The organism is Leptospira adleri (assembly GCF_002811985.1).
In the GTDB taxonomy this organism is placed as follows: Bacteria; Spirochaetota; Leptospiria; order Leptospirales; family Leptospiraceae; genus Leptospira; species Leptospira adleri.
On the sequence record NZ_NPDU01000021.1, the window covers coordinates 19,431 to 35,323 of the forward strand.

At 44.9% G+C, this 15,893-nt stretch carries 13 protein-coding genes; 4 read left to right on the top strand and 9 right to left on the bottom strand.

Annotated elements, in window-relative coordinates; all coding sequences use genetic code 11:
• Positions 1–51 precede the first annotated feature (51 nt).
• Complete coding sequence (locus CH376_RS09830) at positions 52–303, top strand: hypothetical protein (protein ID WP_100785981.1); 252 nt, start codon at positions 52–54, stop codon at positions 301–303.
• Between the two features lie 104 nt (positions 304–407).
• Here the strand turns inward: CH376_RS09830 and greA are convergent, their stop codons facing one another.
• The 5 genes from greA to CH376_RS09855 all read right to left on the bottom strand — a co-directional run bounded on the left by greA (position 408) and on the right by CH376_RS09855 (position 7,233).
• Positions 408–3,185 (bottom strand): transcription elongation factor GreA, encoded by a 2,778-nt coding sequence (gene greA, locus CH376_RS09835; RefSeq protein WP_100785980.1) that lies wholly within the window; start codon positions 3,183–3,185, stop codon positions 408–410.
• Between the two features lie 209 nt (positions 3,186–3,394).
• The gene (gene flaA1 / locus CH376_RS09840; RefSeq protein ID WP_100785979.1) at positions 3,395–4,336 is read right to left on the bottom strand and encodes a flagellar filament outer layer protein FlaA1; all 942 of its coding nucleotides are present in this window, start codon (positions 4,334–4,336) and stop codon (positions 3,395–3,397) included.
• A 21-nt stretch (positions 4,337–4,357) separates the two neighbouring features.
• The gene (flaA2, locus tag CH376_RS09845) at positions 4,358–5,077 is read right to left on the bottom strand and encodes a flagellar filament outer layer protein FlaA2 (protein WP_100785978.1); all 720 of its coding nucleotides are present in this window, start codon (positions 5,075–5,077) and stop codon (positions 4,358–4,360) included.
• A gap of 283 nt (positions 5,078–5,360) precedes the next feature.
• A complete protein-coding gene (locus CH376_RS09850; RefSeq protein ID WP_100785977.1) occupies positions 5,361–6,194 on the bottom strand; it encodes a hypothetical protein in 834 nt (277 codons plus the stop codon).
• A gap of 4 nt (positions 6,195–6,198) precedes the next feature.
• Positions 6,199–7,233 carry an LIC10775 family protein gene (locus tag CH376_RS09855; RefSeq protein WP_243394740.1) on the bottom strand — a complete coding sequence of 345 codons (1,035 nt, stop codon included), beginning with the start codon at positions 7,231–7,233 and terminating at the stop codon, positions 6,199–6,201.
• Between the two features lie 448 nt (positions 7,234–7,681).
• Between CH376_RS09855 and CH376_RS09865 the strand changes: the two genes are divergently transcribed.
• From CH376_RS09865 to CH376_RS24015, 3 genes are all read left to right on the top strand, one after another.
• A complete protein-coding gene (locus CH376_RS09865; protein ID WP_100785975.1) occupies positions 7,682–9,283 on the top strand; it encodes a beta-propeller fold lactonase family protein in 1,602 nt (533 codons plus the stop codon).
• A 734-nt stretch (positions 9,284–10,017) separates the two neighbouring features.
• Complete coding sequence (locus CH376_RS09870; protein ID WP_165781771.1) at positions 10,018–11,397, top strand: beta-propeller fold lactonase family protein; 1,380 nt, start codon at positions 10,018–10,020, stop codon at positions 11,395–11,397.
• Positions 11,378–11,587 (top strand): hypothetical protein, encoded by a 210-nt coding sequence (locus tag CH376_RS24015; RefSeq protein WP_125231944.1) that lies wholly within the window; start codon positions 11,378–11,380, stop codon positions 11,585–11,587. Before CH376_RS09870 ends, CH376_RS24015 begins: the two co-directional genes overlap by 20 nt.
• Positions 11,588–11,639: 52 nt before the next feature.
• On the opposite strand, the gene CH376_RS09875 is transcribed toward CH376_RS24015, so the two are convergent.
• The 4 genes from CH376_RS09875 to CH376_RS09895 form a co-directional block, all read right to left on the bottom strand.
• Positions 11,640–12,566 carry a CPBP family intramembrane glutamic endopeptidase gene (locus CH376_RS09875; protein WP_100785973.1) on the bottom strand — a complete coding sequence of 309 codons (927 nt, stop codon included), beginning with the start codon at positions 12,564–12,566 and terminating at the stop codon, positions 11,640–11,642.
• 1 nt (position 12,567) lies between these two features.
• On the bottom strand, positions 12,568–13,299 hold the full coding sequence (locus CH376_RS09880) for a hypothetical protein (protein ID WP_100785972.1): 732 nt from the start codon (positions 13,297–13,299) through the stop codon (positions 12,568–12,570).
• 461 nt (positions 13,300–13,760) lie between these two features.
• Entirely contained in the window at positions 13,761–15,140 is a 1,380-nt protein-coding gene (gene radA, locus CH376_RS09890) for a DNA repair protein RadA (RefSeq protein ID WP_100785971.1), read from the bottom strand.
• Positions 15,137–15,775, bottom strand: coding sequence for a ribonuclease D (locus tag CH376_RS09895; protein WP_100785970.1), 639 nt, complete (start codon positions 15,773–15,775; stop codon positions 15,137–15,139). The genes radA and CH376_RS09895 overlap by 4 nt, the downstream gene beginning before the upstream one ends.
• Positions 15,776–15,893: the final 118 nt, after the last annotated feature.

Sequence of the window (15,893 nt, forward strand, 5' to 3'; positions counted from 1 at the left end):
GGGTTCGGATAAGATGGATTTCAGAAAACAAATCCTGAAGGAACCAAAAGTATGGCAAACACAACAAAACGAGATAGGATCAGAATTCGATTTCTCTGCGATCAGGTTGGATTTCTCAAAGAAAAAGGTTTGAATCCGATCACAACTTTTGACCGTTGTTGGGAAAAAATTCCGGAAGCGTTGATCCAAAAACTGAACGCGGAAGAATTGTCTCTCTACGTCCAAAGACATCTTCTCCCGAACGAAATCCAAATCGCAAAGATGGAAAGGGAAAAGAACGAATACGATTTTAAATCGGCGTAAAATTCTAAAAAGACTTGAGATCGCAGATTTCCGAAAGGCAAAAAAAAATCCCGAATTGCGGAGTGCAACCCGGGATTTTCACATTCAAAAAAGCGAATGTCTTTTTAATCTTCCTGATTCAGATTCGATCTTCCGATTTCGAGAACCGTGAACTTGGTTTCCGCGCCCGTAAGGTTTAGAACCGCAGAATCTCCGACCTTTTTGTTGAGAAGGGATTTTGCCAAAGGAGACTGATAACTGATGATGTGCTTTTCAGTGTCGGCGTCCCAAGCTCCTAAAATAGAGTAAGTAACCGCTTCTCCGGTGGATTCGTTTTTCAGCTTCACGGTCGCGCCGATATTGATCTTATCCGTTTTGACGTTGGTAAGATCCAGAATGATCGCGCTCTTAATCTCAGCTTCCAGTCTTTTGATAGCGGCTTGCAGCTGAACTTGTTTCTCCATAGCGGCCTTGTATTCCGCGTTTTCCCGCAAGTCCCCGCGTTCCTGAGCCTCTCCGATATCTTTGGAGTTCTCCGGCATTTCCACATTGAGAAGATGTTCGAATTCGTCTTTTTTACGGTTGAGCGCGCGTCTTGTGACAAGAATCGCCCCTTCCGGAATTCTATTGAGAATATCGTCATCCTCTTCGTCTTCATCCTCGTCTTCTTCCCAAGCGATATCGGGCTTTAACTCGACGATCAGAGCGTAGAGGCGATCCTTTTCGAGATCGGTAAAGTAAGGAACTTCTTTGTAAAGAGCGAAAAGTTTACGGATGTATTCGGAGTCTCCCGCGTGAATCGCTTCCTTAAGAACCTCGTCCTCGTTTCCGTGAAGGATGTCCTTACACGCGTTCTTGAGTTTGGTTCCTTTGTCTTCGATTTTGGCAAGAGGTTTGAACATACGGAAAACTCTGAGAATGAGATCCAGACGTTCTTCCTGTTTAGAAGCCGTCAGCCATTCTCCTTCCCAAATCTTTGTAAGAATGGATTTTGCAACCCAGATAAAAACTTCCGGAACTTCCTTCGCTCTCGCCGCGGCCGATTTGATAAACGAATTGAGAAGATCGAACTTCCCTTCTTCTTCCAAGATGGAAAAAACGTATTTGTTCACTTTGATAGGAACTTCGAAAAGAATTCCGGTAAGAATCTCGTCCGGGTTCTTCGCGTGTTTACGCAGAAGATTCACATAACCTTTTTTGATTTCCACGTTTCCGATCTTTGTGGAAATTTCCACAAGCGCCGCAGCGGGAAGCGACTTGATAAGTTCGGCGATCTTCGCTTCCGTCAAATGACGCGGAATCTCCTCGTCTCCGAGTTCTTCGGAAGCGGATTGGAGATAAAGATAAGCTACCAACTTGCGAACCGGATCCGCGGCTTCTTCTTCCTCGAAGTAAAAATGATTGAACGCTTCGATCGCACCTTCCGCGTCCTCGCGGTTGTCCAGGGCTTCCATGGCGATATCGAGTTTTTTGTTAACGTCGGCTTGGTGGATGAATTTTTCGGAAAGTTCTTCGGAAAGAGAAATCGCTTTTTCTCTGTAAACGAGTTCGTCTTTTTTCTTGGGATCAAAACCGATGTTCGGTTCTTTTTTGATCACGTTCTTCGCTTTGTTCCACCACTTGGACCATTCGGCCAACGGCAAGAATTTACCGGAGACTTCAGATTTGATGTCCGCGGTAAGCATTCGATTATCAAAGGAAGTTAAGAGTTCTTTGAAAAAGTCGGGGATATTGTTTTTGAAAAGATCCACGATGTCTTCTTTGTTTTCGTAGAACTTCACCCAGATATGATCTTTTTTGAGAGGTTTTAAACTCGTGATCGCCATCTGAATCGAGAGTTTGTGATCCTTCTTATCCTTGAAATCGACGAAGATGGAATCTCCGTTAGGCGAAATCGAAGTGATCTTTCCCACTCCCCAGTTTCTATGAAGGACGTAGTTGTTCGTGTCGAACACGATGTTTCTTTCGAAGTTCGCGATGCACACTTTGATCGGTTTACGGTTGTTTCCGATCTCGGACATCTTGAGAAAATCTTCCAAGAGCGAATGATTTGCGTATTTCGCTTTATAAGCGCGGATGAGTTCGTTTCTGGCTTTGTTGGAGGAGGCTTCGTGTTCGAGAATCTTCTTTAAAAGATAAATGACCTTGTCCCAGTCTTCGAGTTGTTTGTAAGGCTCTACGATCGGATAAAGATAACCGACGAGCCTTGTTCTTTCTCTGTGGCCGAGCATGATTCTTTCGATTCTTTCAAAGAATTGAATGTCTTCGTGATTGTTGGTTACGATGATCGGCCAAATCTCTTCCAGTTGCGGATAGTCTTTCGTTTTGGCGAAAGTTTCGATCGCCTGTTTGAGATAGGTGATCGCTCTTTCTTTGTTTTCATCTAAGATCGAAAGAGCGTATTTTTTTAGAATTTCGGGATTCTTACGATCGTGTTTCGCGAGTTTTTCAAGAACCACTTTGAGTTCTTTATTCTTCTTTAATTTTTCCAGGGCCTCGGCTTTGTATTTCAAAGCGAGTCTTTGGTCCCCGTATTTTAGAATCTGATCGGTAATGTGTTCGATGATCGCCCATTTACCCGCAACTTTAAAGGATTCTAATAGATTTTTTAATAAACCGGAGTCGCTGATCTCTCCTCTTTCCAAGGAAAGAATCCCGAGCAGATAACGCGCCGAAATGCTGTCTTCGTGTTCCGCAAGATACTCTTCAATTTTTTGTTTTGCTTCGTCTATTTTGCCGGCGGACTTATAAAATTCGATGAGGTCGTCGAAAATTTTGAACTTAGAGGCTGGAATTGAATTCGCATCCGTGCGAACATAGATTTCTTCGTTGAAAAGAGATGTCAGCTTATCCAGATCGCTGGCCGGTCTGGATTCCGTAGTTGCTGATATTTCGTTAGACATAGGATACTCCACCGATTGAGTCTCGGCTTGATGAAAATTGGGACGTTTGGGGTAAAATTCCTCTCTGACAGCCCTGTATTTATCAATTATAGCTAAGTTGGCTTATCCGTAAACCAGAATTTAGAGAGAGGGGGATTTCCCGGTAAAGCCGTTGTTTTGGCCCTACCGAGAGAGGAAACGGGATTTAGAACATCCCGTTGATGAAATTCTTACTTAGTCGCGTTAGCGCCGCCGCATTCCTTATCGACTTTTGTTTTGAGCATCTTGTCAAGTTTATGTTTGCTTTTGCAATCGTCGTCGTCGAAGTCGATGGACGCTCCGTCGAAATGAACTTCGAAAACGTCGGAAAGAACTCTGAGTTCGTCGAAGAAAAGATAAACGGTTTCACCGCTTGTATCCGGACGAGAACGAATCTTAAACTGTTTGAAAACGATCGTCTTTACCTGAGGATAAGAATTCACGTCCTGCGGAACTCCTTGGGGAATAGAAACCGTAAGAGGTCTCCATCCGATAAAATCCAGAGATCCGAACTGAAGAATGTGAGTGTCGCCTTTCCAGTCTTCGATCCAACCTTCCAGATTGTACTCGTTTCCTCTTCCACAAACCCAAACGGAGATCGCCTTACTCACCCCGGGAAATTCCACCCCGTAGATCTTGGAAATTTTTCTCTGGTTATTCGCATCCAGATAGGATTTCGTACGAAGCACTTCGTATTCAGGAACTCTTGGAGGACGAACGGTTACCGCGTTCTCTCCCGGAAAAGTAAACTGGAATTTAACCCCGAGAACTTTTGCGGTTCCGGTGTCCACGTTTTTAATGTCTCCCGGTTTTCCGGCGATCAACTTCACTTCCCTCAGAGACTGCGCGTTCTGTGCGGCGGGTTGATACTGTTGTTGTCCGTTCTGCGGTTGTTGCGTATCCTTATCTGTGGAAACTTCCCAGCCGTATGCCGCGGAAGGAGCCGGGTTATCCCAAGACTCGACGGTGATGGAACGAAGTTCCATTCCACTCACGTCGATTCCGGTCGCGGTATCGATACCACGTTTGCTTTTAACGATATGTTGTCCGTTTACGAGTCCAAGGAGAATCGCTCCTCCGAGAATCGTTACCATAGCTGCTGTAATTTTGAACGAGTTCATGAACCTTCCCATGCCTGCTTCCTTTTCTGAAGATTACCAGTTATCTTTAATTTCAGATCCGGGATACTTCGCATCAGATTTATCGGCGCGAATTTCCAAATCATCCACATAAAAGTAGAATTGTCCGCCCACTTCGTGCACGTCGCTCACCGCGAACAAGGAAACGAAGTGAAGATTCTTATCAAGAAGAGCGAATCTTGTGCTCTGAGGAACGTAACCCGGAATCGTCGCGGTCAGTTTTCTCCAACCGAAATAATCCAGTCTTCCCAGACGAACGTTATGAGTGTTTCCTCTGTAGTCTCTCAGTTTAGCGAAGAGAGTGTGACGGAATTTTCTTCCGAGAGCCCAGATGGAAAGCTGACGCGCCTTTCCTTTGACTACATACTCGTGAGGAGGATAGACTTCGACTCTGTCAAAACCTCTGTTCGTATAATGAGTTTTGATTCCGAGGATATGGTTCTTTTCGATTTGATCTCCGCCGTTATCGGGAACGGTATTCTCGTCGAATACGTCTCTCATCAAACCGCGTTGAACCATTTTGAGAACCTTGGTTTCCCCGAGAGGAGTTGTGGATTTCGCTCTCCAGTCTTCCGCCTCTTCGAAATTCTCGAGAATGAGTTTCTCAAGAGGGTCCGGGGCCGCGCCTGTTTGCTGATTTCCACCAGCCTGATTGTTTCCGGTCTGCTGGCTATAGACACCTGGTACAGCAAGAATGCAGAGCAGTCCGGCAAGTAAGATGATCTTCTTCCTCATGAGAATTTCTCCTGGTTACAAAATACAAAAATAAAAAATCGTTTAGAGACTTAGGTCCGATTCTTTTAATCGCTTCGCGATCCGGAAGGAAACGAAGCGCCGAGGCATCACGAGGATCCGAATCGCCTTTATATTCCATTCTTTGAATTCTTTCAAAGGTCTCGCGGAAGAAAGGGAAAATCTGATTCTACTACCCGTCTCTGTATAAATATCGGAAGATAAAGGATCAAAATTAGCAAACGAAAAAGTTTTTTAGGGAATTGAAGATTTTTTTCTTTCCGACCTATTTGTCCTTTCTAAAGAATTTTCCCAGAAATATGCAGACAAACCAAGAATAATTTAAGAAGAAAAGCCCCGAAAGGCCGTAAAGTCCCGTCCGAACCAGTTTTTTTTCCGGGTTTGCGATGGGGCGAAAGATCGCGGGAGATTCTTCGATTGAAAACTTGTAGATCTTCCCTGCTTCCTGGACCGCGAGTTTATAATAGCCGTAATAGGAATGATTTTTTAGATTCTCACCCCAGAAAAGGACCGAATTTCCCCAATGACAGTTCGGGAGTTCCAGACTTTCACACGCGACCCAAACATGAATCGGATCCCCCTCTTTCCAATTCGCGGAAACAAGGGGCGCGACGTGAAAGTAGATCGTCTTCGGAGGTTTAGGCGATAATTTTCCCTTTCCCGTCTTCGCCGATCTCGACGAGACATAGTTGGTAAGAATTTTGACTCCTTTGAATACGAGGATTCGATCGTTGCCAAGTTCGTTGTTCGCGGTCAGATTTGTGTTTTTTCCGATCGGAATCCCCAAGAAGAATCCTACGCTATGACTGATATAAAGCGAAGAAACGCCGGCGGAGAGAAGACTCAAAAATAATGCGACATACAATAAATTTCCCATGGTCGAACTCAGACGGATCACGAGAAAAAGAAGCGGAAGAAAGAGAAAAAGAAGAAGCGCCGCCGTAACCAAAACGGATCCGTAGATTCCGAGAGGAATAAAAAGAAGAGCCATTCCGTCCACGAGACAAAAACCGAAGAGAAGAAGTTTCCAATGAGAATTTTGGGACGAAGGATCCGGCGGCGGAATTCTGTCTCCGGATTTTACCAAGGCGAAAATCATATCTTCATTCTACGGTTAATTTTTGATTCAATTGTGACCAGAGTTGTCTGATCTGATCCATCTGTTTTTCAGGACCGGAGATTGAAAACAAAAGTCCTCGATTCTCCCGTAAATAATATTTTTCCATAACAAACATAGGAACCTGTCTTCCGTCTTGATGAGTCCAGTTGTATCTAGTTAGGTAGCCGTCGTCTTCTTTCTTTCTTCGGAAGTTGGATTCTTTGATCGTTCGAGGATTGATTCCTCGTTTGAGATCCCAAAGTTGAAAGTAGTTCTTAGAAGTATATACGGCAGCGACCGGATGATAGGACAGTCCGATCGTAAATAAAATCCGATCCGGTTTGTATTCGAGGAATTTCTGCGATTGAGATTGATAGGCGCGCTCCCATTCTCCTATATTCGATTCGTTCGGCAAGGTTTTATAAAATCTGCGAACCTTCCAAACATGATCCTCCTCTTCTCCGCTCTCCGAAGAATCGAGTTCCGGAAAGAAATGTCTCCAGTCCGAGGTCGTCTCGAGAGAAAACCGAAACGGAGCGCTTTCAATTTTTAGAATATTCTTTTTGGAGCATCCGTAAGGGTCGGTGAGATCGGAAACTTCCTTGTTTTTGTGGGCCATGTGTTTCATCAAACGACTCAATTCTTCCGTTGCAGTTCGATAACCCTCCGGAACGAGCCTGCCGAATTGAATCCGATAACAAAGTCCAACGCCTTTTAATAAGCGAATTGCGGAATACGGTTCCCCGTGATCCGCGAGAGCCGCCGCCTCGCTTCTGTGAACGTCGAGCTCGGAAACGTCCGGAAACACTTCCTTGTAATCCCGATCGATCAGGAACTCCACTCGTCCGTCTTTGTAAAACCGGTAGTTACGTCCGTGAAGATCGGTCTTCCATACAAAATGAGCGTCGGGACGAAAAAGTTTCATCACTCTGTTGTGAAGGACTTCCTCTTTTTTTTCCTGATCCTCATACCAAGAGCCGCGGAGCAATGGATCCGTCTGAGAAATCAAGGAAGAATTCCCCAAAAGAAGAAGAATCAAAAGAATCCGTTTGAAACGAGTCGTCACGAGTGATTAGATTTCATTGTTTTCCTTTTTAGTCACTCAACTTTCTTACGTGAGGAAAACCCTCGTTTGTCCGCGCAAACTTCCAAAGAAGAATTTGGTTTTTCGGATTCGATCTTCCGGTTCGAAAAGAATTTCTTATCAAAGCAAGAATTTTAGAATCGGACTTCGCTTTCCGTTCGGGATAAATTTTTGAAAGAACCCGGGAGTTCGTTTCAAATCCGATTTGAATTTCAAAGTCGACTCCGTCGGATCGTATTTTTTTGATTTTAAGAACAACTGTGTCAAAACGCACGGCCGTCTAAAATCAAATTAGGAAATCCTAATTTTCTATCGACACTTCATTTATAAGTTACAACTTTCGACTCCTTTCACAATTGTTCGATCCTCTTGACAGGGCGATTTTCAATTTCGAGTCTGAATCATGGAAAAAAAGGGACGCTCGGGTCGCAAGGCTGGACTCGAATCTATTCGAAAATTCTTATTCTCAGATACTAAGGCGGAAACCGATGGAGATAAAACTCCGGTCGCATTCTTTTGCTTTCTATTTCTTTTTGTCTTTCTTTTAAACTGCAATCCGCTTCAGTCTCAAAATACTTGCGATCCTTTTAATAAGGATTTTAATCTTATTTTTCTTATCAAAGGCGCCATGAACGATAAGACCGCAACCTGCGGACTCGGAAGAAAGGTAAGTGCGAATCTTAAAGTTCAGAGTTTAATTCCGGCCGACGGCGCTTCCTCCGTCGACAGGGGAGCCAATATTCGATTTTCATTTTCGGAGGCTGTAGACGCGAGTAGCCTCACGATGCAGACGAGTTCCGGAGTCTGTTCCGGCTCCGTTCAGATGAGCTTGAACGACTTCGCTTCCTGCGAAGGAGGCGAAGTCGATTTTTCCGCCAATCCTTCTTTCCAAATTCTGACCAAGAATATTCTAAAAGGAGGAGTCAATTACAAGATAAGGGTTACTACGGATATCCTCAACGTTGCGGGAGAAAGTATGCCCAACGCTTACACTTCGACTAACGGTTTTTATACGAACGGTTCATGGGCCTATGTTACCAATGCGACCACGGGTGATATCTGGATGTTCACAATCGATCCTGCAACGGGCGTTCTGCTCAACAACACACCGGCAACGATCGCAGCCGCCACAGGTCCCGTTTCGTTGACGGTCCATCCTTCCGGAAAATTTCTCTATTGCGCCAATCAAGGATCCGGATCGATCTATTACTATTCGATCGATTCCGCGACGGGCAACTTAACCTTTCTCAATGCAATCGGAGCGGCCGACGTGACAAGTTTCAAAATCCACCCGTCCGGCAATTTTGCCTTCGCCACCGGAGGCAATCCTCAAAACGTCATCTATCAATATATTCTAGATCCGGCCACAGGAGCGTTGAGTCCCAATATCGTCCCCGCGCCCTTTATCGGCGGAGATCCAAGAGATCTTACGATCGATCCGACCGGAAAATTTGCGTTCGTTTCCTTATTTGCCTCGGGGAATATTTACGTTTATTCTATCGACTCCATGGGACTGACGAATATTCTTTCGATTATGCCGGGTGGGTCGAGTCCAATCGGAATCAGCATGGATCCTTCCGGTAAACATCTCTATTCAGTCAATTCCGTCGGGAACTCGGTAACCATCTATAACATGGACTCAGGCGGGAACCTAACCTTAGCCGGCGGGTTTTCAACGGGGACGACTCCTTGGAGCATTCATTTTGATCCTAAGGGAAGATTCGCTTACGTCGCAAACAACGCGTCCGCGACGACTAACGTAAGCATCGGACTGTTAGATCCAACAACCGGACTTCTCACTTCGGTCGGAGGTCCTCTCACAGCAAGTCTCGGCACTCGGAATTTTGTCGTGGACCCAAGCGGTAAATACGCCTATTCGACCGAATCGACCGGGAACATCGTTTATATGTATAGAATCATCGACTCGAGCGGAAACTTAAGTTTCAATACCCCCGCATTCACCGGAGTCGGAGCTCCAGGCGGTTGGGCGATCGAAATCTACTAAAAGAATTTAGAATATTCTATTTTATTGATTTACTTACATTTCTATATAACCGCCAAAGTAGCCACTGGCGACGCCAAAACGAGGGAGACAATCCTTTTGCCTTGGTTTTCCCGATAGGGATACTTTTTCCGAACCACTTTTCCAATTTCTAAAAGACTCCTAAGCTTTCCGAAGCGTGCGCAAAAACGAGACGCGCTAACAAAGGAACTCGAAACGACATTACGATAGACTAAGAGAAACGCGTTTGGTGTTCCGCCCTCTTCGCAGTGAAAAGGTGCGATTTTATTTTTTCGACTCGCTGTTCGAACGCGGATTCGCTTCTCGAACTCTCAAAAGGAAATTCCTATTTTTTTCCTTAGCCACAAATCGAAGAACGCGCAATCCACGAGAAGCAATTTAGAATTTCCTAATTTCTTTTCGAAACATATTTTATAAGTTAATAATTCAGAGTATCCGTTCCTAAAGAGGATCGCCTTGACAGAGCGATTTTCAATTTTCAGTCTGAATCCATGAATGAAACGATTGTCAAAAGCCGTGGATCTGAAATTTGTCGCTTAATTATTCTCAATTTAGAATTATCTTGTTCGTTCTTTTCAGCCCGAACCTTCAGAACTTGGATTGTCTTTTTCTCTTGTCTTCCACTCGTTTTGAGCAATTGTAATCCTCTATCGTTTCAAAACTCTTGCGATCCTTTTAACAATGACTTTTATCTTGTTGCTCTTCTAAAATCGGCATTGAACGACAAGACATCAACCTGCGGACTCAGTAGAAAGGTAAGCGCCAATCTTCGGGTGACCAACTTGACTCCGAGCGACGGAGGCTCCTCCGTTCCAAGAGGAAGCGATATTCGTTTTTCATTCACCGAATTGATTGACACAAACAGCCTGACGATGCAGTCGAGTTCAGGCGTATGTTCCGGTTCCGTTCACATCAGTCAAAACGACTTCAACACTTGTGAGGCCGGATCCATCGACGCTTCATCGAATCCTTTCGTAAGGATCGTTCCGCAAACTGTTTTAAAAGGAGGCGTCAACTATAAGATTCGAATTACTACAGACGTTCTCAATTCTGCGGGTGAAAGTATGGCTAACGTTTACACTTCGACAAACGGCTTTTATACGAAAGGTTCTTGGGCTTACGTTACGAATGCAACGACCGGTGAAATCTGGATGTTTACGATCGATCCTGCAACGGGCGTTCTGCTCAACAACACACCGGCAACGATCGCAGCTGCCACAGGTTCCGTTTCGTTGACGGTCCACCCTTCCGGAAAATTTCTCTATTGCGCAAATTCCACTACAGGTTCGATCTCCTATTATTCGATCGATCCTGATTCCGGCAACCTCACCTATATCAATGGAATCGGTGCAGTCGATGCCGTGAGTATCAAAATTCATCCTTCCGGAAATTTTGCTTACGTCGCAGCATCCTCTCCAACGTCATTAATCTATACTTATAGAATAGACGCGAATAACGGCGATCTAATCCCGAATGGAAGCGGTTTTTATTCTGCATCTGGAGACCCTCAAGACATCGCAATCGATCCAACGGGAAAGTTCGCCTTCGCTCCGCTAAATTTGACCGGTGGCATTCGGAGTTTTTCAATCGACTCTTCAGGATTGATCAATCAATATTCCCTGATTACTCCGGGATTGACCAATCCGATCGGGGTAAACATGGACCCATCGGGGCAATTTCTCTATATCGTAAATTCGAATGGGAACTCGGTCAGTATTTTTCGAATGGATTCTGCAGGAATACTTTCATTGACAGGCGCATTCACAACCGGCACGACTCCTTGGAGCATTCATTTTGATCCTAAGGGAAGATTCGCATACGTCGCAAACAACGCCTCCGCGTCGACTAACGTGAGTATCGGTCTGTTAGATCCTGCAACCGGACTTCTCACTCCGGTCGGAGGTCCTATCACAGCAAGCCTCGGCACTCGGAATTTTGTCGTGGACCCAAGCGGTAAATACGCCTATTCGACCGAATCGACCGGGAACATCGTTTATATGTATAGAATCATCGACTCGAGCGGAAACTTAAGTTTCAATACCCCCGCATTCACCGGAGTCGGAGCTCCGGGAGGTTATGGAATGGAAATCTATTGAGATTTTTGAATTCTCAAGAAGAATCGAATACCATGAAATTCTAATCTCTTGTGTGAGTTCCCACAAGTTACGTCTCATGGGCGATTCTGTAAGAATTCAAATCGGTCCTTATCATCCGAAAAAGTATGAGTTCCTACATTTTAGATTTTTAGATTTTAGAAGGAGGCCCGGACATTTTAGAATATTCTAAAATTTAGATTTTTTTTTGAATAAAAAGTCTTCCCTGGATTTTTCTTTTCGGATCAGAAAGTCCCTCTGGCGAAATGGGCCAAAATTTCCATAGTAGCCGCCACTCCCAGATGAACGATGATACCGCCGACAATGGATCCGCTTCGATAAGAGAAAATTCCGAGAATCCATCCTCCGAAAAAGGAACCCAACGCTTCTCCGAACGGCTTATTGAAGTGCAAAAAACAGTACGCGATTGCCATCGGAAGAATCGAATTCTTACCCAAATATTTCACTAGAGGATAGATCATAAACCCTCTGAAAAACATTTCGAGTGCGACAAAATTCGTCAGATAAAAAAGTTCGAAAATACCAAACGTCCAATAAGGTGAAATTCCTAAAAATTCCGAGGCCGTCGTATCGGAATAACGGGGATACACTTTTAAGAATGAGGGAGATCCCGAGGCCCAAAAGACGATCGGGATCATCAGGAGAAGCAGGATCCAATAGGGTAAAAGTTCAGTTTTTGTTTCAAGCCCCAGAGACGTCTCCGGCTTTTTGAGAAAATAGTAACCAACGGGCAAGATCAGATAGATCGCCGTGTTGATTCCGTAATTCAAACAAAGAAGCGAAAGATATCTTAATTCTTCCGGTAAAAAACCGAAGAGATCCAGATCTTCGAAACGAACCGAGCTGATCAAAACCAAAGTCGCCCAGATGGAAAATACGATCGAAAGAAAACCTTTCTTTCGCAGAAGATCCCACCGTTTGTAGGCGATCATGTAAGAACCGAAACCGGCGAACAAAGACAATCCGTAAAAGAAAAAGTGAAATACGTAGATCGTAAACGTTCCTTTCCAGATTCTTGTGAACGTCGGTCGTATCTGAAACGTATAGTTGAGCAAAAGACAAACGGTTACAAAGGCAATCGAAAAGAAAAGATGTCCGTATCGAAGGTCTTCTCTAAAATATTCGCATACATATCGAAAAAGTTTTTTCACCCTACTTCATGCTCTTAAAACGTTTTGAGAGTTCCGATGAGAATTCTTGAAGAGCCTTTTCCTTGCTTTCAGATACGATCGATACCTCGTCGATCCATCCGTAAGGTCTTGTGGAAGACGAGGACGCTTCCGACTCCGTAGTGAGATAGAGATATTCGTTTCTTACATCCCAAAGCGTTCCTTCCAGAGTGAATGTGGATTCTCCATGGGATCCGGGTATGATCCAAATTCCAACGATCGTCGCATAGAGAAGGCTAAGTATGTTCGGTTTTTGTTCGTAACGCGGGGTCGACTTGATCACCAAAACCGCATCGGCGCCGTAACGGGAAGCGAGGATCCGAATCTTCTTAATTCCATCCAACGTTCTCGTTCTGTTTTGATAGTAATTCTTAAATCCGCTTTCGTATCTTTCGGAATCCAAGTCGTAAACGGACGCCGAAATGAGAAACATCTGGGAGACGATTTTTTCAGCCCTTAGATTTTCTTCGATCGCAAGGAGCATGGATTTATTTTTCGCGTCGATTCTATAATTGTGTCCTTCCGGATCTATAAAGTAGACTCCGACTCGAAACGGAAGACGAAGCTGCGGTTTGAGGGAAAGATAGTGTTTGATTTCCTCGGAATCGATCACGATTTTATTCGGATTTACTTCCGGCAAGGCGCCTCGATCGTAACCGGAGCTCGCGCAACCGATCTGCAACAATAACAATAGAATCCAGATTTTTTTCTTCATTCGACCTTGTGCTCCTTGGTTCAACTTCTATATCCTTTTTTTGTGTTTTTTAGGACAACATTTCGATGGAGTTCCAACATCGCTTTGTCCAGACAACATTTCGATGGAGTTCCAACATCGCTTTGTCCAGACAACATTTCGATGGAGTTCCAACAACGCTTTGTCCAAACAACATTTCGATGGAGTTCCAACATCGCTTTGTCCAAACAACATTTCGATGGAGTTCCAACAACGCTTTGTCGAGACAACATTTCGATGGAGTTCCAACATCGCTTTGTCCAAACAACATTTCGATGGAGTTCCAACAACGCTTTGTCCAAACAACATTTCGATGGAGTTCCGTCCATTCGCCCGCTTTTGTAGTAACTACAACAAAGGAAGTTTGTTTTTTTACTTGAAATCCGACTTAAAGTCCGAAACCAAAATCCTCGGTGAAATCCGTCTTTACAAAATCGAGTAATTCAGTTTGCACCGGGGAACAAAGAACGAAGATCGTTTAAGGAGCGAATCCCTTGGATCTGAATGTCCAAACTCTTATCGATCTCGCTTACGTTTCCCTCGGGGACGATCACCTTCTTCATTCCGACGCCGGCGAGTTCCTTGATTCTCAAACTCGCCTGACCGATGCTTCTGACTTCTCCGGAAAGGCCGACTTCACCGAGAACGCAGGTTCCTTTGGGAAGCGGTTGATCCAAATAACTCGAAATGATCGAAGTGCAGATCGCAAGATCGAGAGCGGGTTCGTCCGCGTCTAACCCACCCGCGAGATTACTGAAGATATCGCATTCGCCTAATTTGAGTTTGATGTATTTTTCGATCACGGCCGCCAGTAAGATCAAACGGCGCGTGTCCGGACCTTCCGCCATTCTTCTCGCTTGCGAAAAACCGGACTTGCTCACAAGTGCTTGGACTTCCACGGTCAACGCTCGGCTTCCTTCGAGGACCGCGCTGATCACGGAACCGCTTCTTTCTTCGGCTCCCGTGCTGATAAAAACCTGATTCCGGTCCCCGACTTCTCTCAGGCCTCCGGAGAACATTTCAAAGATCGCGAGATCTCCGACCGCGCCGAAACGATTCTTCACCGCGCGCAACAGACGATAATAATTGAGACGATCCCCTTCAAAGTAAAGAACAGTATCCACGAGATGTTCCAAAACTTTCGGACCCGCGATCGCACCTTCCTTTGTGATATGACCCGTCATCAAAATCGGAATCCCCGATCTCTTTGCGGTCTCGAGCAACACTTGTGTACATTCTCTGAGTTGAGTCACCGTTCCCGCTTGGTTGGGAAGCGCTTCTCTTGCGATCGTCTGAATCGAATCCACAAAAACGACCGCAGGTCTTTCTCCTTCGATCATCGCAGAAATATTTTCCGCGTAGGTTTCCGAAGTAAGAAACAAATTCGCAGAACGAATCCCCATTCTTTCAGCGCGCATCCGAATCTGAGAAGGAGATTCTTCTCCCGAGATATAAAGAACTTTTTTGTTTGCACTCGTCAGATTGCGGGAAACTTCGAGAACCAAGGTGGACTTCCCTACTCCGGGTTCTCCTCCGATCAAGGTCAACGAACCGGGAACGACTCCTCCACCCAAAACGAGATCCAGTTCTTTCAAACCGGTTCCCATTCTCTTGAGGGATTCTTCTTCCACCTTGTCGAGAGGAATGGGTTCCTTATACGATTTGTTTTTGTGAGAATTTCCGTTCGAAGCGGCGAATCTTTCTCCGCCGACTTCCTCTACGATCGTATTCCAGTTTCCGCAGGACTCGCATTTCCCGGCCCAGCGCGCATAGTCCTGACCGCAGGACTGGCAGACAAAATTTCGAGTGAGTTTCTTTTTCAATGTTCGAAAAGCGCGGGCATCTCAAGCCAATCGATCTGGTTGAATACGGGAAGACAACGAAACGCTTCTCTCGCCAAAGATTCTCTTCCTTCTCTCACGAGAATTTCGGTCAGCTTTTGTTCGAGAGAAATGAGATACTTCACGTCTCCGCTTGCATAATCCACTTGATCCTTGGTAAGAATTTTTTTCCCCCAATCCGACGATTGATTCTTCTTATCCAAGGTCTCGTCGTAAAATTCTCGGATGAGATCCTTGAGTCCGTGTTTGTCCGTATAAGTCCTCGCGAGTTTACTCGCGATTTTTGTGCAAAAAACGTTCTGCATCGAGATTCCCAAACGATAGCGAAGGAAGAGAGTATCCATTCTTGCGAAGTGAAAAATTTTTACGATCTCCGGATTTTCGAATAAGGACTTGAGATGAGGAGCCTCTTTTTGATCCGGAAGAATCTGAACCAAACTCACGTTATTCGAAGAATCGCAGATCTGAACGACGCAGAGCCTGTCCCTTCTCGGATTGAGTCCCATCATCTCGCAGTCGACGGCCAAACGATCGTCGGCCAGATATTCTTCGAATCTTTTTTGTGTCAGATCCCCGGGAAAAAGCTCCGGTTTTATAGTTGAACGTTTTGGAGGCATAATTTCATAATAATCCGTACCGCGTGGTTTCGGGAATCAAAAATACAAAACAAGGCCGCTGGAATTATAGAAAAGTTCCTCCTGAAAGAAAAATCAAGAGCGGCCCCAAAGCGATAGA